The 20,806-nt window shown below is 69.0% G+C and carries 18 protein-coding genes and 1 riboswitch; of the genes, 10 read left to right on the forward strand and 8 right to left on the reverse strand.

The genetic code is table 11. The features are described from left to right. Positions 1-10 precede the first annotated feature (10 nt). On the forward strand, positions 11-1,744 hold the full coding sequence (locus tag ACAG20_RS16530; RefSeq protein WP_370493349.1) for a DUF3556 domain-containing protein: 1,734 nt from the start codon (positions 11-13) through the stop codon (positions 1,742-1,744). A gap of 5 nt (positions 1,745-1,749) precedes the next feature. On the opposite strand, the gene ACAG20_RS16535 is transcribed toward ACAG20_RS16530, so the two are convergent. The 4 genes from ACAG20_RS16535 to ACAG20_RS16550 form a co-directional block, all read right to left on the reverse strand. Beyond that, positions 1,750-5,757 carry an HAD-IC family P-type ATPase gene (locus ACAG20_RS16535; RefSeq protein ID WP_370493350.1) on the reverse strand — a complete coding sequence of 1,336 codons (4,008 nt, stop codon included), beginning with the start codon at positions 5,755-5,757 and terminating at the stop codon, positions 1,750-1,752. Positions 5,758-6,048: 291 nt separating this feature from the next. Further along, entirely contained in the window at positions 6,049-6,927 is an 879-nt protein-coding gene (locus ACAG20_RS16540) for a crotonase/enoyl-CoA hydratase family protein (protein WP_370493351.1), read from the reverse strand. Positions 6,928-7,019: 92 nt separating this feature from the next. Next, positions 7,020-9,314, reverse strand: a complete 2,295-nt coding sequence (metE, locus tag ACAG20_RS16545; RefSeq protein WP_370493352.1) for a 5-methyltetrahydropteroyltriglutamate--homocysteine S-methyltransferase — start codon at positions 9,312-9,314, stop codon at positions 7,020-7,022. Positions 9,315-9,431: 117 nt separating this feature from the next. After that, positions 9,432-9,629: riboswitch (cobalamin riboswitch) on the reverse strand. Positions 9,630-9,683: 54 nt separating this feature from the next. Next, positions 9,684-10,334 (reverse strand): SDR family oxidoreductase, encoded by a 651-nt coding sequence (locus ACAG20_RS16550; RefSeq protein WP_370493353.1) that lies wholly within the window; start codon positions 10,332-10,334, stop codon positions 9,684-9,686. A 106-nt stretch (positions 10,335-10,440) separates the two neighbouring features. On the opposite strand from ACAG20_RS16550, the gene ACAG20_RS16555 reads away from it, so the two are divergent. From ACAG20_RS16555 to ACAG20_RS16570, 4 genes are read left to right on the forward strand one after another with little or no spacing between them, the layout of a single operon-like run. Further along, positions 10,441-11,586 (forward strand): acetyl-CoA C-acyltransferase, encoded by a 1,146-nt coding sequence (locus ACAG20_RS16555; RefSeq protein ID WP_370493354.1) that lies wholly within the window; start codon positions 10,441-10,443, stop codon positions 11,584-11,586. Continuing rightward, positions 11,583-12,374, forward strand: coding sequence for a crotonase/enoyl-CoA hydratase family protein (locus tag ACAG20_RS16560; protein ID WP_112687047.1), 792 nt, complete (start codon positions 11,583-11,585; stop codon positions 12,372-12,374). Before ACAG20_RS16555 ends, ACAG20_RS16560 begins: the two co-directional genes overlap by 4 nt. 5 nt (positions 12,375-12,379) lie before the next feature. Beyond that, the gene (locus ACAG20_RS16565) at positions 12,380-12,898 is read left to right on the forward strand and encodes a gamma carbonic anhydrase family protein (protein ID WP_112687075.1); all 519 of its coding nucleotides are present in this window, start codon (positions 12,380-12,382) and stop codon (positions 12,896-12,898) included. A gap of 46 nt (positions 12,899-12,944) precedes the next feature. Further along, complete coding sequence (locus tag ACAG20_RS16570; protein ID WP_370493355.1) at positions 12,945-13,664, forward strand: lysostaphin resistance A-like protein; 720 nt, start codon at positions 12,945-12,947, stop codon at positions 13,662-13,664. 89 nt (positions 13,665-13,753) lie between these two features. Here the strand turns inward: ACAG20_RS16570 and ACAG20_RS16575 are convergent, their stop codons facing one another. Beyond that, entirely contained in the window at positions 13,754-14,563 is an 810-nt protein-coding gene (locus ACAG20_RS16575) for an enoyl-CoA hydratase (RefSeq protein ID WP_112687051.1), read from the reverse strand. A 51-nt stretch (positions 14,564-14,614) separates the two neighbouring features. Here ACAG20_RS16575 and ACAG20_RS16580 point away from each other — a divergent pair, with 51 nt between their 5' ends. The 3 genes from ACAG20_RS16580 to ACAG20_RS16590 are packed head-to-tail and all read left to right on the forward strand — an operon-like array spanning position 14,615 to position 17,533. Continuing rightward, entirely contained in the window at positions 14,615-15,700 is a 1,086-nt protein-coding gene (locus ACAG20_RS16580) for a CaiB/BaiF CoA transferase family protein (protein WP_370493356.1), read from the forward strand. 40 nt (positions 15,701-15,740) lie between these two features. Further along, a complete protein-coding gene (locus tag ACAG20_RS16585) occupies positions 15,741-16,493 on the forward strand; it encodes a 3-hydroxyacyl-CoA dehydrogenase (protein ID WP_370493357.1) in 753 nt (250 codons plus the stop codon). A 41-nt stretch (positions 16,494-16,534) separates the two neighbouring features. Beyond that, positions 16,535-17,533, forward strand: coding sequence for a nitronate monooxygenase family protein (locus ACAG20_RS16590; RefSeq protein WP_112687055.1), 999 nt, complete (start codon positions 16,535-16,537; stop codon positions 17,531-17,533). A 260-nt stretch (positions 17,534-17,793) separates the two neighbouring features. On the opposite strand, the gene ACAG20_RS16595 is transcribed toward ACAG20_RS16590, so the two are convergent. After that, positions 17,794-17,919: a hypothetical protein gene (locus ACAG20_RS16595; RefSeq protein WP_272937721.1), complete on the reverse strand. Its 126-nt coding sequence runs from the start codon at positions 17,917-17,919 to the stop codon at positions 17,794-17,796. A gap of 266 nt (positions 17,920-18,185) precedes the next feature. Here ACAG20_RS16595 and ACAG20_RS16600 point away from each other — a divergent pair, with 266 nt between their 5' ends. Then, a complete protein-coding gene (locus ACAG20_RS16600) occupies positions 18,186-18,824 on the forward strand; it encodes a class I SAM-dependent methyltransferase (RefSeq protein WP_370493358.1) in 639 nt (212 codons plus the stop codon). A gap of 28 nt (positions 18,825-18,852) precedes the next feature. Here the strand turns inward: ACAG20_RS16600 and ACAG20_RS16605 are convergent, their stop codons facing one another. Further along, on the reverse strand, positions 18,853-19,572 hold the full coding sequence (locus ACAG20_RS16605) for an NAD-dependent deacylase (RefSeq protein WP_112687059.1): 720 nt from the start codon (positions 19,570-19,572) through the stop codon (positions 18,853-18,855). A gap of 28 nt (positions 19,573-19,600) precedes the next feature. Between ACAG20_RS16605 and ACAG20_RS16610 the strand changes: the two genes are divergently transcribed. Beyond that, positions 19,601-19,984 (forward strand): GntR family transcriptional regulator, encoded by a 384-nt coding sequence (locus tag ACAG20_RS16610; RefSeq protein ID WP_112687061.1) that lies wholly within the window; start codon positions 19,601-19,603, stop codon positions 19,982-19,984. Here ACAG20_RS16610 and ACAG20_RS16615 read toward each other — a convergent pair. Then, entirely contained in the window at positions 19,981-20,802 is an 822-nt protein-coding gene (locus ACAG20_RS16615) for a class I SAM-dependent methyltransferase (RefSeq protein WP_370493359.1), read from the reverse strand. The genes ACAG20_RS16610 and ACAG20_RS16615 overlap by 4 nt on opposite strands. Between the last annotated feature and the right edge of the window lie 4 nt (positions 20,803-20,806).

A 20,806-nucleotide genomic window follows, 5' to 3' on the forward strand; every position in this document is an offset into this window, starting at 1 on the left:
TCTGAGAGTCATGGGATTTCTCAAACCTGAACTGCCCGTTGTCGACTTCGCCGAATGGAGCAAGGGCACGCGCAGCGAGAAGATCCGGCCGATGGCCCGGCACTGGGCCGAGGTGGGTTTCGGCACGCCGGTGGCGCTGCACCTGTTCTACGTGCTCAAGATCGGTCTCTACATCCTGGGTGCGTGGCTGTTCGCGTTGAGCACCGCCGGTATCGATGGCTTCACGCAAGTGCGGGAATGGTGGAGCGAACCGATCGTCTTCGAGAAGGTCGTGCTCTACACGATGTTGTTCGAGGTGATCGGCCTGGGCTGCGGCTTCGGCCCGCTCAACAACCGCTTCTTCCCGCCGATGGGATCGATCCTGTATTGGTTGCGGCCGGGCACCATCCGGCTGCCGCCCTGGCCGCGGTGCATTCCGCTGACCGCCGGAACCGGCCGCACCCCGCTGGACGCCGCGTTGTACGCGGCCTTGCTGGTGATGCTGCTGGTCGCCTTGGTGTCCGACGGGACGGGTCCCATCGCCGCGCTGGACACCGAAATCGGGGTGCTGCCGCACTGGCAGATCCTGACGATCCTGGGGATCCTGGCGCTGAGCGGCCTGCGGGACAAGGTGATCTTCCTGGCCGCCCGCGGTGAGGTCTACGCGCCGCTGGCTGCAGCGTTCCTGTTCACCGGGGTCGACATGATCGTCGCGGCCAAGGCCATCTTCATGGTGATCTGGCTGGGCGCGGCGACGTCGAAACTCAACCGGCACTTCCCGTTCGTGATCTCGACGATGATGAGCAACAACCCGCTGATCCGGCCGAAGGCGCTCAAGCGCCGGTTCTTCAAGAACTTCCCCGACGACCTGCGTCCCGGCGGTCCGTCGAAGGCGCTGGCGCACCTGAGCACGGCGATCGAGATGCTCGTTCCGCTGGTGCTGTTCTTCTCCCACGGCGGCTGGCCGACCGCGATCGCGGCCTCCGTCATGGTCTGCTTCCACCTGGGCATCCTGGCGGCGATCCCGATGGGGGTGCCGCTGGAGTGGAATGTGTTCATGATCTTCGGCGTGCTGTCGCTGTTCGTCGCGCACGCCAATCTCGGGTTGCGCGATGTCAACAACGCCTGGGCGGTGGCGCTGCTGTTCGCGATCAGTGCCGGCACCGTGGTACTGGGAAACCTGTTCCCGCGCAAGGTGTCATTCCTGCCCGGGATGCGGTACTACGCCGGCAACTGGGACACCACGCTGTGGTGTTTGAAGCCGTCGGCCGACGAGAAGATCGCCCGCGGGATCGTGGCCATCGCCAGCATGCCCGCCGCCCAGCTGGAGCGCTTCTACGGCAGCCCCGAGGCCGCCCAGATCCCCATCTACATGGGATATGCGTTCCGCGGCTTCAACACCCACGGCCGGGCGTTGTTCACTCTGGCGCACCGGGCAATGGCCGGCCAGGATGAGAGCGACTACGCCCTCACCGACGGGGAGCGGATCTGCTCGACAGCGGTCGGCTGGAACTTCGGCGACGGCCACATGACCAACGAGCAGCTGATCGAGGCGCTGCAGCAGCGCTGCGGCTTCGAACCGGGGGAGGTGCGGGTGGTGATCCTCGACGCGCAGCCGATCCACCGGCAGACCCAGACCTACCGGCTGGTGGACGCCGCCACCGGGGTGTTCGAGCGCGGCCATGTCAAGGTGGCCGACATGGTGGCCCGTCAGCCCTGGGACGACGATCTGCCGGTTTATGTCGACGAGAACGGATCTCGCTGACCGGCTCAGGCCGCCTCCGGGGTACGCGACAGGAAGCGGGGCGCGATGGCCGCCGCGGTTGTGGCGACCGCAGTCGAGCTCAGTGCCTGCGCCCAGCCGATCGGGCCGAGCGGCGTGCAACCCATGAATTGGCTGACACCCGGGGTGCTGATCAGCAGCGCCATCGCCGCGAACGAGCCGGCCGCGGTGACCGCCACCAGCGGGGAACGTGACTCCAGCAGGGTCTGGCTCAACTGGGTGGTCACCAGCGCGACCAGGGCCACCGTGGCGGCGCGGCGCGGGAAGCCGGTGAATCGCGCCATGAACCACGCCGCGAGTGTGGCGCCGGCGGTGGTGGTACCACGCAGTGCCACCGCGCGCAGCAGCGCCTTTTCGTCGGGTCCGCGCCCGCTGAAGGGCATCGGCCGCCGGGGTTGGCTCATCGCCAGCGCGGTCGCGGGGAACGCGTCGGTCACGATGTTCACCAGCAGCAGCTGCCGGGTGTTCAGCGGCGCCTGACCGGTCAGGGCGCTGCCGATGATGGCGAACACCGCGCCGCTGGCGTTGCCGCCCAGCAGCACCGCCACCGCGGCCTGCACCCGCTGCCACAGCTGACTGCCCTCGTTGAGGGCGTCCAACAGGGTCTCGATACGCCCGTCGAGCAGCACCACGTCCGCGGCGGTGTGGGCGGCGTCGCTGCCCTGGGCGACGATCCCGATGCCGACGGTGGCCGCGCGGATGGCGGCGGCATCGTTGGCGCCGTCGCCGACCATCGCCGACACCTTGCCGCTACGTTCCAGTGCCTGCACCACCTGCACCTTGTTCGCCGGTGACATCCGGGCGAACACCACGCGCTCGGCGACGGCGCGCTCCTGCTCCTTGCCCGACAGGCTCTCCCATTCGGTGCCGGTGATGACCTGCTCCTCGGTCACCGGCAGACCCATCTTGCGGGCGATCGCGCGCCCGGTGGTCGGGTGATCGCCGGTGATCATCCGAACCGGCACCTCGCGGCGGTGCAGCTCGGCCAGCAGGCCGGCCGACCCGGCGCGCGGGGTATCGGCGATACCGACGAAGCCGACCAGCGCCAGCCCGTGGGCGCACTGCCGGGCCATGGCGGTCAGTTGATCCTCGGGGTCGGCGGAGGCCGAAAGTGACTGTGCCTGCTCGGCGCTGAGCTCGCGCCGGGCCACGGCGAGCACCCGCAGGCCGTCGTGCGCCAACTGCTCCACCAGGTCGTAGACCTCGGGCGCAACGTCGCCACAGGCGGCGAGCACCACCTCGGGGGCACCCTTGATGCTCAGTTCGGTCCCGGTCACCGACGCCGCGAACGGGCGTCCGGAACGGAACGGCAGGTGCACATCGGCGGCAGCCGGCGGGCAGTCGGCGATCACCGGCTCGGCCGCTGCAATGATCGCGGCGTCGGTGGCGTCGACATGGCTTTCCCTGCCCGACGGTGTCGCCTGTATCGCGCAGCGCAGCACCTCGTCGGGGGCATGGCCGGCGGCGGCGCGCACCTCGGTGACCTGCAACCGGTTCTCACTGAGCGTGCCGGTCTTGTCGAAACAGATCACGTCGACCCGGCCGAGTGCCTCCACGGAACGCGGCACCCGCACCAGCACACCGGATTTGGTCAGCCGTTGTGCCGAGGCATGCTGGGCCAGCGTCGCCACCACCGGCATGCCTTCGGGGACGGCTGCGACGGCGACCGAGACACCTTGGGCCACCGCGTCTTGCAGCCTGGTGGCGCGTAGCACCCCGAGCAGGCTGACCAACCCGCCGGTCATCAGGCTCAGCGGCCATATCCGGTCGGTGATCTGGCCGAGCTGATGGCCCAGCCCGATGTCGCCATGGCGGCTGGCGACCATGTCGGCTGCCCGGCGCACCTCGGTGTCAGGACCCACCGCGGTCACCAGCGCGAGGCCCCGCCCGGCCGCGACGGTGGTGCCGGCGAAGAGCATGCAGCGCCGTTCGGCCACTTCCGCGCCCGGGGTGGCGTCGGTCTGCTTGGTCACCGGCAGCGACTCACCGGTCAGCGACGCTTCGTCGACTTCCAGCTTCTCGTGTTCGACCACGCGGGCATCGGCGGGCACCACGTCGTCGGGCCCCACCTCGATCAGATCGCCGCGCTGTAACTGATCGGGGAGCAGCTGAACCCGTTCGCGGGTGCCGTCGGGCCGGATCGTGATCTTCCATGCCGGCGGGATCTGGTCGGCGAGTAGCCGATTGAGCCGCAGCTCGGCACTGAGCCGCTGTCCAGCGGCCAGCACGGCGTTGCTGGCCAGCACCGAGCCGACCAGCAGGGCATCCAGCGGCGAGCCCAATATCGCAGTGGCCGTGGCGCCCAATCCCAGTACCGGGGTCAGCGGGTCGGACAACTCGTCACGCACCGCGTCGACAAACTGCCACAGCGTGTGACGTTGGCTGGGTTCGGCAGTGGGCGACGCGGATGCGGAAACCGACGCCAACACGGCCCGAACCTGTTCGACCGACATGGCGTGGAACTCATCGACGGGAACCGGTCGTGGCAAGGGTGCGTTGACCACCTTGCGCGCCATCTGGTATCCCGAGAACACCCCCGACGCCGCGCCCAGCACGACCGGCCCGGGACCGCGGCCCCGAACGGTCGGTATCAGCAGCAGCGCGCCCATCGCCGACGCTCCGATGGACAGCTGGACACCCCGGCGACTGGCCGCCTTGGCCGCGGGCAGCGCATGCAGTACCCGCCACACGCCGGCCAGATCGTCGACGATCAGGTCCGCGCCCAGTGGCTGTGGCCGGCCGTCGCCCTCGGCCAAGATGGCCACCCCGAGATCGGCGGACGACAGCGCCCGGGTGGCAGTCGAGGAGATCACCGCGACGGTGTGGCCGTCCTCCTGGTAGCGGACCAGTGTGTCGAGCAGTGCGTCGTCGATCGAACTTCCGGTCAGCGGAGCGATCTCGTCGAACGCCGGTCGCAATTCCCCCAATCCGTCGGGGTCATCGACGGACACCACCTGCACCTCGGCCCGCTGGGTCTCCGCGAGTGTCGCGGCCGCCAGCGGATGATGCGCCGGCGCGAAAAACGCTTCGGTGCGGGCCCGCCCGTTGCGGCGGCGCCCGTCGGGCACCGCGTGCCATCCGGCCCGCAGCGCGTCGTTTGTCAGCATCGCCTGGGCGCGCTCCCACACGGCCAGGTCCTTCTCGCCGGCGCCGCGAAGCCGTACCAGGCGCAAGTCGTCGCTGCGCAGCACCCGCGGGTCGAGGATCACCACATCGACCCGGTCCAGTCGGCGCAACCCGTCCGGGCGCAGCTGCAGCGCCTCGTTCTTGTCGGCCAGGCCGCGGCTCAACGTCGCCGCGAACGATTCCAGGGTGGAGCGGGCGGCCTTCGGCACGGCCACCAACGCGGCGGTGCCGGCCAGGTTCGGGTCGCGGCTGACGGCGCCGACCACCGCGGCACCGAACGCCTGAATCCAGGTGCCGCGCTCCAGGTGTCGTTCGACGGGACCGGCCGGCGGCGGCACCGTGCGCGCCGGCGACTCGTCGGCCGGCTGCGCGGCCATGTCGGCCAACGCCGGGTCGCGTCGCGACCACGCCCGTGCCACGGCGCGGGTTTCGGCGGCTTTGAGCGTGTTGATCGCCAGATCCACCGCCAGCATCGACGGTGCCAGGGCGAGCGCATTGGCGGTGGTGGATGCCAACCCCAACGCGGTGTCGGTCGCGCGCTTGCCGATGCGTTCCTCGAGCAGTCGGCGCAGCCGCGGCTGATGGTCCAAGGCGACCACGGCGCCTTGGACGCTGGCCGGCAGCCGCGGGAACCGCAGCGCGCGGCCGGCCAGCGAGATGCCCAGGCCGACGGCGGTGATACCGGCCATCGCGGCGGTGCTGACGGCCAACAAGCCATCGCCGGGAGCGGGGGCGGAGCGAGGTTGCTCACCCTCGGCCACCTCGTCGTGCTCGTTGGGCGGCTGGCTCTCGACCGCGGCAAGCGCGTCGTACAACGAATCCAGTTCCGGTTCGGTGTCATCGATGAGAGCGGCTATCGAGGGGGGCATCGGTCTCCTTCGTTCGGCGACCGAATATGCCTAGGCGAGCAGGCGAAAACTCTCGGTCGACACGGTTCATCGTCCGAAGGTCTCGCTCACGGAAAGTGATAGGCCCGCTGAATGGCCGGGCGGGGTGGCCCGCCGTACTGACGACCATTCACATCCGCCTGGCGGCGGTTAGGAACTACTCCCCTTCGCCACCGAAGATAGCCGCGCTAGGCGGCCTGCGGCTGAACGCAGTCGAGACCGCACTTGAAATATGGGTGAACTCAGTCGATTTCAGCCGGCCGGCGGCACCGGTTACCGCTCGCGCACCCACTCATCGTAGAACGGCGGCATCGCCGAGGCCCGGGAGGTGAACTGCGGATCGCGCTTCTCCAGGAAGGCGCGCACCCCGTCGGCACCGTCGCCGATGCTGGTGTAGAACATCGCCAGCGAGTCCACCCGGTGCGCCGCATGCGGGTCTGGCTGCGCGGAGTTGCGGTAGAGCATCTGGCGTATCAACGCGAACGACACCGGGGAGCGGCCCTTGGTCCAGGCGTCGGCCAGCGCGCGGGCGTCGGCCAGCAGCGCCTCGGGTTCGTGCAGGGATTGCGCGATCCCACAGGCCTGCGCAGCTTGCGCATCCAGAATGTCGGCACGGTATAGCAAATCCAATGCCGTTGGCATCCCGACGATCCGGGGCAGGAACCACGTCGAACATGCCTCCGGGGTGATGCCCAGCTTGCCGAACACCAGACCGAATCGCGCCTTGGTGGAGAACAATCGCGCGTCCATCGCCAGCATCATGGTGGCGCCGATCCCGACCGCGGGTCCGTTGACCGCGGCGATCACCGGCTTGCGGCAGTTATAGATCGCCAGCGTGACCTGCCCGCCGGTGTCGCGTACCCGGGCCAGCTCCGGGTCATCGAGGTCGGCCATGTCGGCCAGCGTCGGGGACTTGGTCTCATCGAGGCCGAACACGTTGCCGGAACCCGACAGGTCCATCCCCGCGCAGAACGCGCGTCCCGACCCGGTGACGATCACCGCGCGGACCGCGTCGTCATCGTTGACCTCGACGAAGGTGCGCTCCAACTCGTCGGCCATCTCGACGGTGAACGCGTTGAGGTTGTCCGGGCGGTCGAGGTAAAGGGTCAGAATGCCGTCTTCGACCTCATGACGAATGGTGGTGAAGTCCATATCTGCTCCTCCTGCGCGCCGAGCGTGCACCTACTGCGAGATTTTCACAATCCTTTCGCAGCAGGCGCACGCTCGGCGACGCGGGTCAGGCCTTACACGTTGGCGCGGGCCTGCTTCGCCGCGGCGACCAGGTTGGCCAGCGAGGCGGTCACCTCGTCGGTCTTGCGGGTCTTCAAGCCGCAGTCCGGGTTGACCCACAAGCGCTGCGCCGGAACGGCGTCAAGTGCTTCCCGCAATGAGGTGGCCATCTCGTCGGTGGATGGCACCCGCGGGGAGTGGATGTCATAGACGCCCGGCCCCACCCCGTTGGAGAACCCGATCGCATTGAGGTCGTCGAGCACCTCCATGTGCGAGCGGGCGGCCTCGATCGAGGTGACGTCGGCATCCAGGTCGGCGATGGCCCCGATCACCTCGCCGAACTCCGAGTAGCACAGGTGGGTGTGGATCTGGGTCGCATCCGACACCCCCGACGTCGCCAGCCGGAACGCGCCGACCGCCCACGTCAGGTAGGCCTCCTGGTCGGCCTTGCGCAGCGGCAGCAACTCCCGCAGCGCCGGCTCGTCGACCTGGATCACCGCGATGCCGACGGACTCCAGATCCACCGTCTCGTCGCGGATCGCCAGCGCCACCTGGTTGGCGGTGTCGGCCAGCGGCTGGTCGTCGCGGACGAACGACCACGCCAGGATGGTCACCGGCCCGGTGAGCATGCCCTTGACCGGCTTGTCGGTCAGCGACTGCGCATAGGTGGCCCACTCAGTCGTCATCGGGTGCGGCCGCGAGACGTCGCCGAACAGCACGGGTGGACGCACGCACCGGCTGCCGTAGGACTGCACCCAGCCGTTGGCGGTGGCGAAGAACCCCTCCAGCTGCTCGGCGAAGTACTGCACCATGTCGTTGCGCTCCGGCTCGCCGTGTACCAGCACGTCCAAGTCGAGGCTCTCCTGCAGCTTGATCACCGCGGCGATCTCGGCTTTCATCCGGCGGGTGTACTCGTCCCTGTCGATCTCGCCGGCGACCAGCGCGGCCCGGGCCTTGCGGATGTCGACGGTCTGCGGGAACGACCCGATGGTGGTGGTGGGCAGCGGCGGCAGGTGCAGTCGTTCGGCTTGCGCGGCGCGGCGTGCCTCGGCGCTGCCGCGGCGCGCGCCGGACGCGGTGATGGTCGCGATCCGGTCGCGGACGTCGGCGTTGTTCAGCCGCGGATCGGCCTTGCGGGAGGCGACGGCGGCGTTGGACGCGCCGATCTCGTCGCCGATGGCATCGCGGCCCTCACGCAGCGCGCGCGCCAGGGTAGCCACCTCGCTCACCTTCTCCGCGCCGAACGCCAGCCAGCTGCGCAGGTCGTCGTCGAGCCCGCTCTCACCGTCGAGCGTGTAGGGCACGTGCAGCGTCGAGCAGGATGTCGAGACGGCCAGCGAGCCGACCGAACCCAGCAGCGACGCCAGCTTGGCCAGTGCGGCCTGCAGGTCGGTGCGCCAGATGTTGCGGCCGTCGACCACACCGGCGACCAGGGTCTTGGAGGCCAACTCCGGCACCGACGCGATCTTGGTGTTCGGGCCGTAGACCAGGTCGACACCGATCGCCTCGACCGGGGTGCGGGCCAGCGCCGGCAGCGCCGCACCCGGGTCGCCGAAGTAGGTCGCGACGAAGATCGCCGGCCGGTTGCTCAACCCGCCCAGCCGGGCGTAGACCTGCTCGGCCAGCGCGGGGGCGTCGGCGGAGACGTCGGTCACCAGCACCGGTTCGTCGATCTGCACCCATTCGGCCCCGGCGTCTGCCAGCTTGCCCAGCAGTTCGGCGTAGACGTCGGTCAGCTCATCGAGGCGGTGGATGGGCGCGGGTGCTCCGTCGACGGCCTTGCTCAGCAGCAGGAACGTGATGGGTCCGATGATCACCGGCCGGGCCACGTTTGCGCCGAAGCCCTGCTCCCTGGCCTCGGCCAGCTCGGCGAGCACCTTGGCCGGGTTGAGTGCGAACGTGGTCTCCGGGCCGATCTCCGGGACGATGTAGTGATAGTTGGTGTCGAACCACTTCGTCATCTCCAGCGGGGCGATCTCGGCATTGCCCCGGGCCGCGGCGAAGTAGCGGTCCAGCTCGTCGGCCACCCCGGCGACCCGAGCCGGCAGCGCGCCGAGCAGCACCGCGGTGTCGAGCATCTGGTCGTAGTAGGAGAAGGTGTTCACCGGTATCGAGTCCAGCCCGGCGGCGGCCAACTGCGCCCAGGTGTCGCGGCGCAGGCCGGCTCCGACGTTCCGCAGTTCGTCCTGGCCGATCCGGCCGGCCCAGTAGCTCTCGGTGGCGCGCTTGAGTTCGCGGCGCGGACCGATCCGCGGTGAGCCGAGAATGGTGCAGGTAAAGGGTTGAGCGGTCACGATCTGATCCTTCAATCGGAGGGTGGGTCACCGCCGGCGGTCGTCCAGCCAATCCGGTCCCGTGCACATTTAATGCACTATAACCCTCAAAAACCAGACGCCCATTCCGCGAGGCGGTGATCCGCCGGGCGCGGCGCACCCGGCACAACAGGCAGGTCTTCGGACTCGCAGGCGCGCACCGACGGTGCTCCTAGTGGCCGTCGCTTCCCAGTCACTTCGTGACCAGTGCCTTGGACGGCGGTCGTTCCTGCATACCGCTGCGGGACAGTCCCGGATTCTCACCGGGTTCCCTCTCGCACACCGCGGAAAACCCACGTTGTGCTCGATGCCGACACCACCTTGCGGCGGTACCGGCAAACCAGTTGCGTGGCCAAGACTACCTGGTCAACTGGCTTGCAGGGCCTCCAGGATGGGGGTCTCGCCATCGTTGAACTCGATGGTGCGGCGACTCGTTGACGGCTCGACCAGGCAGGCCGCGATCACCTGTGCGACATTGGCTCGCGAGACCGTTCCCTTGTCGGTTGCGGCGCCCGTCTCGATGCGGCCAGTGGCCGGTTCGAGGGTGAGCCGGCTCGGGCCGAGCACCGTCCAGTCGAGGTCGCTCGCTCGCAGATGAGCGTCGGCGGCGCCCTTGGCCTGCGCGTACGGGAAGAACGCATCGTCCTCGGGCACGCCGTGCCCTGGCCCGGCGCCGAAATAGGACACCATCACGAATCGGCGCACCCCGGCCTGCCCGGCGGCATCGATGACCCGGATCGCGGCGTCGCGGTCCACCGCGTAGGTCCGGGCGGGGTTGCCGCCGCCGGCCCCGGCGGAGAACACCACCGCGTCGTGCCCGGCGACCAGTTCCGCCAGGGCGTCGGTGTCCAGCTGTTCGATGTCGGCCACCACCGGGACCGCGCCGGTCACCGCCACTTCTTCGCTGTGGTCGGGGTTGCGGAACACCGATGTCACCTGATCGCCGCGCTCGGACAGGATCGGGCTGAGCAGCAGGGCGACCTTGCCGTGGCCGCCGAAGATCACGACGCGTGCCATGACTTTGACCGTACGCGAAGCGTGGAGCGACCCCCGTTGACACCAGCCGAGCGCCGCGGTTGACAATCGAGGGCAACCAGCCCCGAAGCAACAAAGGAGAACACCCATGGCCGAAGCAGTCATCGTAGAAGCGGTGCGTTCGCCGATCGGCAAGCGCAACGGCGGTCTGTCGGGGGTCCACCCGGCGGAACTGTCCGCCCAGGTGCTCAACGGGTTGGTCACCCGGGCGGGTGTGGACCCCGCCTTGGTCGACGACGTGATCTGGGGTTGCGTGATGCAGGCCGGCGAGCAGGCCCTCGACATCGGGCGCACCGCGGTGCTGGCCGCCGGGTGGCCCGAGTCCGTGCCGGGGGTGACGGTGGACCGCCAGTGCGGATCCAGCCAGCAGTCGGTGCACTTCGCCGCCGCCGGTGTGGTCGCCGGGCACTACGACGTTGTCGTCGCCGGCGGCGTCGAATCGATGTCGCGGACCCCGATGGGCTCATCGCTGGCCAACGGTGGACACCCCTACCCGGAGGCGTTCCGCAACCGCTACAGCCAGACCCCCAACCAGGGGATCGGCGCGGAGATGATGGCCGAGAAGTGGGGCCTGGACCGCACCGCGCTCGACGAGTTCGCGCTGGCCTCGCACGAGAAGGCCGCCGCTGCCCAGGATTCCGGCGCGTTCAAAGACGAGATCGTCGCGATCAAGGATGCTGAGGGGAATGCCGTCAGCGACGACGAGGGCATCCGCCGCGGAACCACTATCGAGAAGATGGCCCAGCTCAAGCCGGCGTTCAAGGAAGACGGCGTCATCCACGCCGGCAACTCCAGCCAGATCTCCGACGGTTCGGCGGCGCTGCTGTTCATGTCGGCGGCCAAGGCGCAGGAGCTGGGGCTGACCCCGCTGGCGCGGGTGCACACCGCCACGCTGGCCGGCGCCGACCCGGTGATGATGCTGAGCGCCCCGATCCCGGCCACCCAGAAGGCGCTGCAGCGCAGCGGCCTCAGCGTCGATGACATCGGGGTGTTCGAGGTCAACGAGGCGTTCGCCCCGGTGCCGATGGCCTGGCTGGCCGAGATCGGCGCGGATGCGAAGAAGCTCAACCCCAACGGCGGGGCGATCGCGCTGGGCCACCCGCTGGGCGGTTCCGGCGCCCGGATCATGACCACCATGCTGTACCACATGCGCGCCAACGGGATCCGCTACGGCCTGCAGACCATGTGCGAGGGCGGCGGTCAGGCCAACGCCACCATCCTGGAGCTGCTGTGAGTGACGCGGCCGTTCTCGTTGAGCGGCGCGACGGTGGCGTACTGCTGATCACCATCAACCGGCCCGAAGCCCGCAATGCCATCAACGGCGCGGTCAGCGCGGGGATCGGCGACGCGTTGGCGCAGGCCCAGAGCGACGATGAGGTGCGGGCGGTGGTGCTCACCGGTGCGGGGGACAAATCCTTCAGCGCCGGCGCCGATCTCAAGGCGATCGCCAACCGGGAGAACATCTATCACCCCGAACACCCGGAGTGGGGTTTCGCCGGCTACGTACAGCACTTCATCGACAAGCCCACCATCGCCGCGGTCAACGGCACCGCGCTGGGCGGCGGCACCGAGATCGCACTGGCCAGCGACCTGGTGATCGCCGAGCAGCGCGCCCAGTTCGGGCTGCCCGAGGTCAAGCGGGGCCTGATCGCCGGCGCCGGCGGGGTGTTCCGCATCATCGACCAGCTACCCCGCAAGGTCGCCCTGGAGCTGCTCTACACCGGGGAGCCGATGTCGGCCGCCGACGCCGCGCGGTGGGGGCTGGTGAACCAGGTGGTTCCCGACGGCGGGGCACTGGAGGCCGCGCTGGAACTGGCGGAACGGATCACCGGCAACGCGCCGCTGTCGGTGCGGGCCAGCAAGCGGATCGCCTACGGCGTCGACGACGGTGTCATGGCCGGCGAGGCGGCCGATTGGGCCCGGACCGGCCGTGAGTTCAGTGCGTTGCTGAAGTCCGAGGATGCCAAGGAGGGGCCGCGGGCGTTCGCCGAGAAGCGCGCACCGGTGTGGAAGGCCCGTTGAGCGACGTGCCCGAGCCGCTGATCATCCCCATTAGTGGTCGCGCCCCGCAGCTTCACCCCGAGTCGTGGGTGGCGCCGAATGCCAGCCTGATCGGGCAGGTCCACCTGGCCGCCCGGGCCAGTGTCTGGTATTCGGCGACGCTGCGCGCCGAGGTGGAACCGATCGAGATCGGCGTCGACACCAACATCCAGGATGGGGTGACCGTCCACGTCGACAAGGAGTTCCCGGTCCGGGTCGGGGCCCGCGTCAGCGTCGGGCACAACGCGGTGCTGCACGGTTGCACCGTCGAGGACGACTCGCTGATCGGGATGGGAGCCATCATCCTCAACGGCGCTGTGGTGGGTGCGGGCTCCCTGATCGCGGCCGGCGCGGTCATCCCGCAGGGCACGGTGGTGCCGCCGCGGTCGCTGGTGTCGGGGGTGCCGGGGCGGGTGCGGCGGGAGCTCAGCGAGGCCGAGATCCGCAATAACCGGCACAACGCCGCGGCCTATCGGCGGCTGATCGAAGTCCACCGGGCGAACTGACGCAATCCAGGCCACCGAACGGTGTTGGGCCGCTACGTTCGAGGGCATGACCCAGACCAGTTCGGCCCGGCCCGGCCTGCTGCGCGAGTTCACCGACATCTTGTCCAAGGTCTCCCCGCCGTACCACGAGTCACGGGCCGTGGTGCAGCGGCGTCGTGTCGTCGTCGCGGTGGTGGTGCTGCTCGGCGCCGCGGTGCTGGCTTTCATGCACACCAAAAACCCCGGTGACGCGGCGTTTTACCAGCTCTCGCTGGCGTTGGCAGTGATCTGGTCGGTCGGCGCTGTGGTGTCCGGTCCGCTGCACCTGGGCGCGGTGCGGTTCCGGGGCCGCAACGAACGGCCGGTGTTCACCGGCACCGGCGTCGGCCTGGTGCTCGGCGGGGTGTTCCTGCTGGCCGGGATGGCGGTGCAGCAGATTCCGGTGCTGGCCGACCAGGTGATCGCGATCCTGGACTACACCACCCAGGTCTCCTGGCGGCTGGTGGTGCTGATCGCCATCGTCAATGCGATCGCCGAGGAGATGTTCTTCCGCGGTGCGCTTTTCAGTGCTTTCGGCCGCCGCTACCCGCTGGTGTTCTCCACGCTGCTCTACATTGCGGCGATGATGGCCGCCGGCAATCTGATGATCGGGGTCGCCGCGCTGGTGCTCGGCACGGTCTGCGCCATCGAGCGCCGCGCCACCGGCGGGGTATTGGCGCCGGTGCTGACGCATCTGGTGTGGGGACTGATGATGGTGCTCGCGCTGCCGTCGATCTTCGGGATGTAGCCCAGCCCCCTTGCGCGAGCGTGCGTGTCCCCGGTTGACACACCGTGTGCGACACCGCTTTTGCGCACGCTCGCGGGCCGCCGAGTCCCTCAGGAGTCGGTGAAGTTCGGCGTGCGCCGGTCCTGAAACGCCCGGGTGCCCTCCCGGAAGTCGTGGGCGTTCAACAGGATCGACTGGCCGACGTACTCGCGGTCCAGCGTCGCGTCGAGCTCGCTCAGCGTCGCGGCGTTGATGGCGTGCTTGGTCTTGGCGAACGCCGCCGCCGGCCCGGCCAGCAGCCCGGCCAGTGCCTTGTCGACCTCGGCATCGAAATCCTCGGCCGGGTACACCGCGCTGATCAGTCCCCAATCGAGGGCGTCGGCGGCCGACAGCCGTTCGGCCAACAGCGCCAGCCGCATCGCCCGGATCCGGCCGACCGCCGCGGCGACCAGAGCCGAGGCGCCGCCGTCGGGCATCAGCCCGATCTTGGTGAACGCCAACAGAAAAAACGCCTTGTCGGAGGCCAGCACCAGGTCGCAGGCCAGGGCCAGCGACACCCCGACGCCGGCGGCCGGGCCTTGGACCACGGCCACCACCGGCCGCGGCAGCGCCACGATCGCCCGGATCGCGCGATTGGCCTCGACGATGATCTCCGTCGGCACCCCGTCGGAGGCGTCCTCGGCACTGATCCCTGCGCCCGAGCTGAAGCCACGTCCGGCGCCGCCGAGTCGTACCGCCCGCACCCGGGGATCGCGCGCGGCGCCCTCCATGGCGTCGGCGATGCCGGCCAGCACACCGGTGGTCAGCGAGTTGAGGCTGTCGGGGCGGTCGATGGTCACCGACAGCACGCCGTCGGCCAGGGTCACGGATAGCCCCTCCACCGGTGCCAGGGTGTCGATGCCGGAGTCGATAGTGGTCATGGGTGTCACCTTAGGATGCACATCACAGGCGCAGACGACGAGGAGGCGGTTATGGCGGGACCACTGGCGGGCTTGCGGGTCATCGAACTGGCGGGGATCGGGCCGGGGCCGCACGCGGCGATGATCCTCGGTGATCTGGGAGCCGACGTGGTGCGAGTCGATCGGCAGCCCAAATTCGGCGCCGAGGCGTCGAAGGACACCATGCTGCGCAATCGGCGTTCGGTGACCGCCGACCTCAAGTCGCCGGAGGGCCGCGACCTGGTGCTCAAACTGGTCGCCAAGGCCGACGTGCTGATCGAGGGCTTCCGTCCGGGCGTCACCGAGCGGCTCGGACTGGGGCCGGAGGACTGCGCAAAGATCAACGACAAGCTGATCTACGGCCGGATGACCGGCTGGGGGCAGACCGGTCCCCGCGCGCTGCAGGCCGGCCACGACATCAACTACATCTCGCTCAACGGCACGCTGCACGCGATCGGCCGCAAGGGCGAGCGCCCGGTACCGCCGCTGAACCTGGCCGGTGACTTCGGCGGCGGATCGATGTTCCTGTTGGTCGGGATCCTGTCGGCGCTGTGGGAGCGCCAGAGCTCGGGCAAGGGGCAGGTGATCGACGCGGCGATGGTCGACGGCTCCAGCATGCTCGGGGCGATGATGTGGAGCTTCCGCGCGCAAGGCCTGTGGAGCGACGAGCGCGGTGTCAACATGCTCGACACCGGTGCTCCCTACTACGACACCTACGAGTGCTCCGACGGTCGCTACATGTCGGTGGGCGCGATCGAGCCGCAGTTCTTCGCCGAACTCCTGGCCAAGCTGGGGCTGGACCCGGCGGAGCTGCCCGCGCAGAACGACACCAGCCGCTGGCCGGAACTGCGCGAGGTGTTCACCAAGGCGTTCGCCGCGCACGACCGTGACCACTGGGCGAAGGTGTTCGCCACCTCCGATGCCTGCGTGGCGCCGGTGCTGGCGTTCGGCGAGGTGCTGGCCGACTCGCACATCGCCGAACGTGACACCTTCTACGACGTCGACGGTTATCTGCAGCCCATGCCGGCGCCGCGGTTCTCCCGCAGCGTTCCCGACGTCCCGACGCCGCCGGCGGTACTGGGGACCGACAACGACACCATCCTGGGGGACTGGGTATAGTCCCGACCAACTAGGTGGTTGGTCGACGAAGGGATGGCACGTGCAGATCAAGGATGCGGTGGCAGTAGTCACCGGAGGCGCTTCCGGGCTGGGCTTGGCGACGACGAAACGCCTGCTCGACGCCGGTGCGCAGGTGGTGGTGATCGACCTACGGGGCGCCGATGTGGTCGCGGAACTCGGTGACCGGGCCCGGTTCGCCGAGGCCAACGTCACCGACGCCGAGGCGGTCACCGCGGCCCTGGACGTCGCCGAATCGCTGGGCCCGTTGCGCATCAACGTCAACTGCGCCGGCATCGGCAACGCGATCAAGACGCTGAGCAAGAACGGTGCGTTCCCGCTGGAGGAGTTCACCAAGGTCGTGCAGGTCAACCTGATCGGCACGTTCAACGTGGTGCGGCTGGCCGCCGAGCGGATCGCCAAGACCGAGCCGGTCGGGGAGGAGCGCGGCGTCATCATCAACACCGCCTCGGTGGCCGCGTTCGAAGGACAGATCGGCCAGGCCGCCTACTCGGCGTCCAAGGGCGGCGTGGTCGGCATGACGCTGCCGATCGCCCGCGATCTGTCCCGCGAGCTGATCCGGGTCTGCACCATCGCGCCCGGTCTGTTCAAGACCCCGCTGCTGGGTTCGCTGCCCGAGGAGGCGCAGCGCTCGCTCGGTGGGCAGGTGCCGCACCCGGCGCGCCTCGGCGACCCCGACGAGTACGGCGCGCTGGCCGAGCACATCATCAGCAACCCTATGCTCAACGGCGAGGTGATCCGCCTCGACGGCGCGATCCGCATGGCGCCCCGATGAGTGCGTGCGCGACGAGTTTTGAGCAGAGCTAAGGAGCCGATATGACCATCACGACGAAATTCACCGAGGTCTTCGGGGTCGAGCATCCCATCGCCCAAGGTGGGATGCAGTGGGTGGGCCGCGCGGAACTCGTTGCAGCGGTGGCGAACTCGGGTGCACTCGGGTTTCTCACGGCGCTCACCCAGCCGACCCCGGCGGATCTGGCCAACGAGATCGCCAAGACCCGGGATCTGACCGACAAGCCGTTCGGGGTGAACCTGACCATCCTGCCGACGATCAACCCGCCGCCTTATGACGAGTACCGCCAGGTGATCGTTGACGCCGGTATCAAGATCGTCGAGACGGCCGGGTCCAACCCGGCGCCGCACCTGCCGATGTTTCACGACAACGGCATCAAGGTGTTGCACAAATGCACCTCGGTGCGCCACGCGGTCAAGGCGCAGAGCCTCGGGGTCGACGGCATCAGCATCGACGGCTTCGAGTGCGCCGGGCATCCCGGCGAGGACGACATCCCGGGTCTGGTGCTGATTCCGGCCGCGGCCGCCCAGATCGAGATCCCGATGATCGCCTCCGGCGGGTTCGCCGACGCCCGCGGCCTGGTCGCCGCACTGGCGTTGGGCGCCGACGGCATCAACATGGGGTCGCGGTTCATGTGCACGGTGGAGTCCTGCATCCACCAAAATGTCAAGGAAGCCATCGTCGCCGGCGACGAGCGCGGCACCGAGCTGATCTTCCGGCCGCTGCGCAACACCGCCCGGGTGGCGTCCAACACCGTCTCGCGTGAGGTCGTCGAGATCCTGGACAAGGGCGGCCAGTTCCCCGACGTGCAGGAGCTGGTGGCCGGCGTGCGGGGCCGCAAGGTCTTCGAAGACGGCGACGTCGAGGCCGGGATCTGGTCGGTGGGCACCGCGATGGGGCTGATCAACGACATCCCGACCGTCGGGGAGTTGGTGTCGCGGATCGTGTCCGAGGCCGAGGAGCTGATCTCCGGTCGGCTGGCCGGCATGCTCGAGGAAGAGGACGAGGAGAACGTCGCCTGACCGCGATAGCGCCAGGCCCGTCCGCCTGAGGGTTCGACGGCGCACGCCGAGCGTGTAGTCACTGCGAAATTTTCGGTGATCGTTCGCGGTGGTTGCACGTTCGGCGTTGTGGTGCCCGGTGTTGCTGCCGAGGGCATGCAGCGGCCCAACGCTGAATGCAGGAAAAGGATGAGTTGGGGATCGCGGCTGCCGGGATTCGGGCGGCCGCCGTCGCGGAGGGGCGCGCTAGTGAAAGGCGCCGGTTACGCGGCGCCGATCAGTCAGCTGGCGAGCGGACGCCAGTCTTCGAGCTGCTCCGAGGTGTCGCCCTCGACCAGAAGGTCGCCGTGGTAGAGAGCCTCGAAGTCAACCTTGATCACGTCGGCACTTGAGTCGTCGATCCACATGACCCTGAGCGTATGGGTAACTATTAAGGGATCTTTGAGTCACGTTTCGGGAAATGGTGGCAATCCTACTGACGAGTAGCGTTTGCCAGACTTTTCGGCTGAAACCGGCCCGATTGGCTGACTGGCGGTGTGATCGGTGTCACATCGGTCGGTAGTGGGCCGGTGCCGGTGACCGCTCCGCCGCGCTCGCGATCACCGCTGAGCCCGTGGCGGTGACCCGCTTCGCCCGGCTCCGCCGCGCTCGCGATCACCGCTATGGTGGCCGCATGGCATCACCGGTAACCCTGGACAACCCGCTGTTCGCTCGAATCTGGACCTTCATGTCCAGCCGCGAGACCGACTGGCTGCGTGACCGGCGCCGGGAGAACCTCGAGGGGCTTTCCGGGCGAGTGCTGGAAGTCGGTGCCGGCACCGGAAGCAACTTCGGTTTCTACCCCGACACCGTGACCGAGGTGGTGGCCCCCGAGCCGGAGTCGCGACTGCGCGAGGCCGCCTGGGAGGCCGCCGCTGCCGCGCCGGTGCCGGTGACGGTCGTCGCGAGCACCGTCGAGGCCCTGGACGCCGCCGAACAATTCGACGCGATTGTTTGCTCATTGGTGCTGTGCTCGGTCGATCAGCCTGAGCAGGTGCTGCGCCAGCTGTACACCTTGCTCAAGCCCGGCGGCGAGCTGCGCTACTTCGAGCACGTCGCCAGCAGGGGCGCACGCGGCGGGCTGCAGCGGCTGGCCGACGCCACCTTCTGGCCGAGGCTGTTCGGCAATTGTCATACCCACCGTGACACCGAGGCGATGATCACCGCCGCCGGCTTCACCGTCGGCACGTCGCGGCGCGGGCATCAGTTCCCGGTGTGGGCGCCGGTGCCGGTCTCGGAGTTCGCGCTGGGTTGCGCCAGCCGGCCGGCCTGAGCCGCGCTGACACCGACCCGGAGTCGCGCTAGCGCTGGCCCAGCAGGAACGGCAACCGCTGCACCATCCCCGGTAACGCCGCCGACGCGGTGGTGCGCAAATACGCCGTGGCCCGCTCCGACAGCGGGGTCGGCTCGGGGTTGACCTCGATGACGACTTTGCCGAGCTCCAACGCCCGCTCGGGCAGGCCGGCTGCCGGATAGACCACGCCGGAGGTGCCCACCACGACCAGCACGTCGGCGTTGTCGATGGCCTCGACCGCGGCGTTCCACGGTTCCTCGGGCAGGTTCTCGCCGAACCAGACGACGTCCGGGCGAACCAATCCGCCACACTCGCACACCGGCGGCGCCACCTCGAGTACCGGCTCGGTCATCACCGGCACCTCCGGGTCGTGCGGCTGATCGCAATCCCCGCAACGGAAGGTGAACATCCGGCCGTGCAGGTGGTGGACCCTGGAACTGCCGCCGCGCTCATGCAGATTGTCGACGTTCTGGGTGATGACGTCGACCTCGGCGTGCTGCTCCCAGTCGGCGACGGCGCGATGACCGAGGTTCGGTTCGACGCGGCGGGCCAGCTGGCAGCGCCACAGGTACCAGCCCCAGACCAGTTCCGGCTGCCGGTTCCAGCCGTCGATGCTGGACACCTCGTAGGGGTCGTACTGCGACCACAACCCCTTCTCGTCATCACGAAAAGTGGGCACCCCGCTCTCCGCTGAGATCCCCGCACCGCTGAACACCGCCACCTGCACGCCACCAACATAGCTGGATACTGGGCGAATGGACTTCACCAAGCTGCTGCGGATCGACACGCGGCCGGGCGGGCCGCTGTTCGAGCAGGTCAGGACTCAGCTGATCGAGGCGGTCCGACAGGGAGCCCTACCGGCGGGAACCAGACTGCCGACCGTGCGGGAGCTGGCCGGGCAGCTCGGTCTGGCGGTCAATACGGTGGCGCGGGCCTACCGGGAACTCGAGGCCGCCGGCATCGTCGAAACTCGCGGCCGTTTCGGCACTTTCGTGGCGAGCAGCGATCCGGCGGATGCGGCCATGACGACCGCCGCCGCTGCCTTCGTCGCCGCGGCCCGCGCGGTCGGCCTGGCCAAGGCCGACGCGCTGCGCTACCTCGACGCGGCGTTCGACAACGCCGAGACAAGTGGTCGTTAGCCGAATTCGAGCAGCGTCAGCGACGGCCGCGCATCGGCCAGGAATCGCAGTCGGTAGGCGTTGGGCAGCACGGTGTTGAACAACCACCCGCGGCCGCGCGGCAGTTGCAGGTCGTGGACCGCCCGGATGCCCGGCACGGTGTCCACCAGCTTGGCGGTGTCGGCAGCAGACAGTGTGAACGGCATTGCCGGCGCCCGGTAGCGCAGCGATGTCGGCACGCCGTGGCGGATCAGCCAGCCTATCCAGGCCGGCGGCAGGTCGAAGATCATCCGGCCGCCCGGAAAGCGGCGCGCGCACTCGGCGATGAGCCCCAGCGACTGTTCGGGCTGCAGGTACATCAGTAGGCCCTCGGCGCTGATGAACACGCCGTCGGACTTGTCGACCTGGTCCATCCAGCTGTAGTCCAATGCCGATTGCGAGCACACCGACACCCGCGGCTCCTTCGGCAACAGTCGCCGGCGGATCTCGATGATCGGGGGAAGATCCACTGTGAGCCACCGGAATTGCGGATCCGGCGCCGCTTCGCTGAGTCGCCAGAAGCTGGTCTGCAAGCCTTCGGCCAGCGCCACCACGGTGCCCGTCGGGTGTTGCCGAAGGAAGCGCTGGGCCTGGGCGTCGATGCCCAGCGCGCGCACGGCGATGTCCTGGCGCGTCGAGCCGAATTTCGCGAAGTCGAAGTCGATCGAATCCGCCAGCCGGACCGCCATCGGATCGTTGAGGATGCGGTCGGGACGGCGGGCTTCGGTTGCCCGTGCGTTCAGCGTCAGCAACGCGGTCTCGGAGACACCGGTCAGGGAAACTTTCTGCGCCTGGCTCACCTGG

The organism is Mycobacterium sp. pW045 (genome assembly GCF_041287085.1).
Taxonomy (GTDB): domain Bacteria; phylum Actinomycetota; class Actinomycetes; order Mycobacteriales; family Mycobacteriaceae; genus Mycobacterium; species Mycobacterium algericum_A.

Bases quoted from the DNA above. Each gene is read 5' to 3' on its own strand.
- ACAG20_RS16530 (WP_370493349.1), top strand. From the start codon at position 11: ATGGGATTTCTCAAACCTGAACTGCCCGTTGTCGACTTCGCCGAATGG.
- ACAG20_RS16535 (WP_370493350.1), bottom strand. From the start codon at position 5,757: ATGCCCCCCTCGATAGCCGCTCTCATCGATGACACCGAACCGGAACTG.
- ACAG20_RS16540 (WP_370493351.1), bottom strand. From the start codon at position 6,927: ATGGACTTCACCACCATTCGTCATGAGGTCGAAGACGGCATTCTGACC.
- ACAG20_RS16550 (WP_370493353.1), bottom strand. From the start codon at position 10,334: ATGGCACGCGTCGTGATCTTCGGCGGCCACGGCAAGGTCGCCCTGCTG.
- ACAG20_RS16555 (WP_370493354.1), top strand. From the start codon at position 10,441: ATGGCCGAAGCAGTCATCGTAGAAGCGGTGCGTTCGCCGATCGGCAAG.
- ACAG20_RS16570 (WP_370493355.1), top strand. From the start codon at position 12,945: ATGACCCAGACCAGTTCGGCCCGGCCCGGCCTGCTGCGCGAGTTCACC.
- ACAG20_RS16575 (WP_112687051.1), bottom strand. From the start codon at position 14,563: ATGACCACTATCGACTCCGGCATCGACACCCTGGCACCGGTGGAGGGG.
- ACAG20_RS16580 (WP_370493356.1), top strand. From the start codon at position 14,615: ATGGCGGGACCACTGGCGGGCTTGCGGGTCATCGAACTGGCGGGGATC.
- ACAG20_RS16590 (WP_112687055.1), top strand. From the start codon at position 16,535: ATGACCATCACGACGAAATTCACCGAGGTCTTCGGGGTCGAGCATCCC.
- ACAG20_RS16595 (WP_272937721.1), bottom strand. From the start codon at position 17,919: ATGTGGATCGACGACTCAAGTGCCGACGTGATCAAGGTTGACTTCGAG.
- ACAG20_RS16600 (WP_370493358.1), top strand. From the start codon at position 18,186: ATGGCATCACCGGTAACCCTGGACAACCCGCTGTTCGCTCGAATCTGG.
- ACAG20_RS16610 (WP_112687061.1), top strand. From the start codon at position 19,601: ATGGACTTCACCAAGCTGCTGCGGATCGACACGCGGCCGGGCGGGCCG.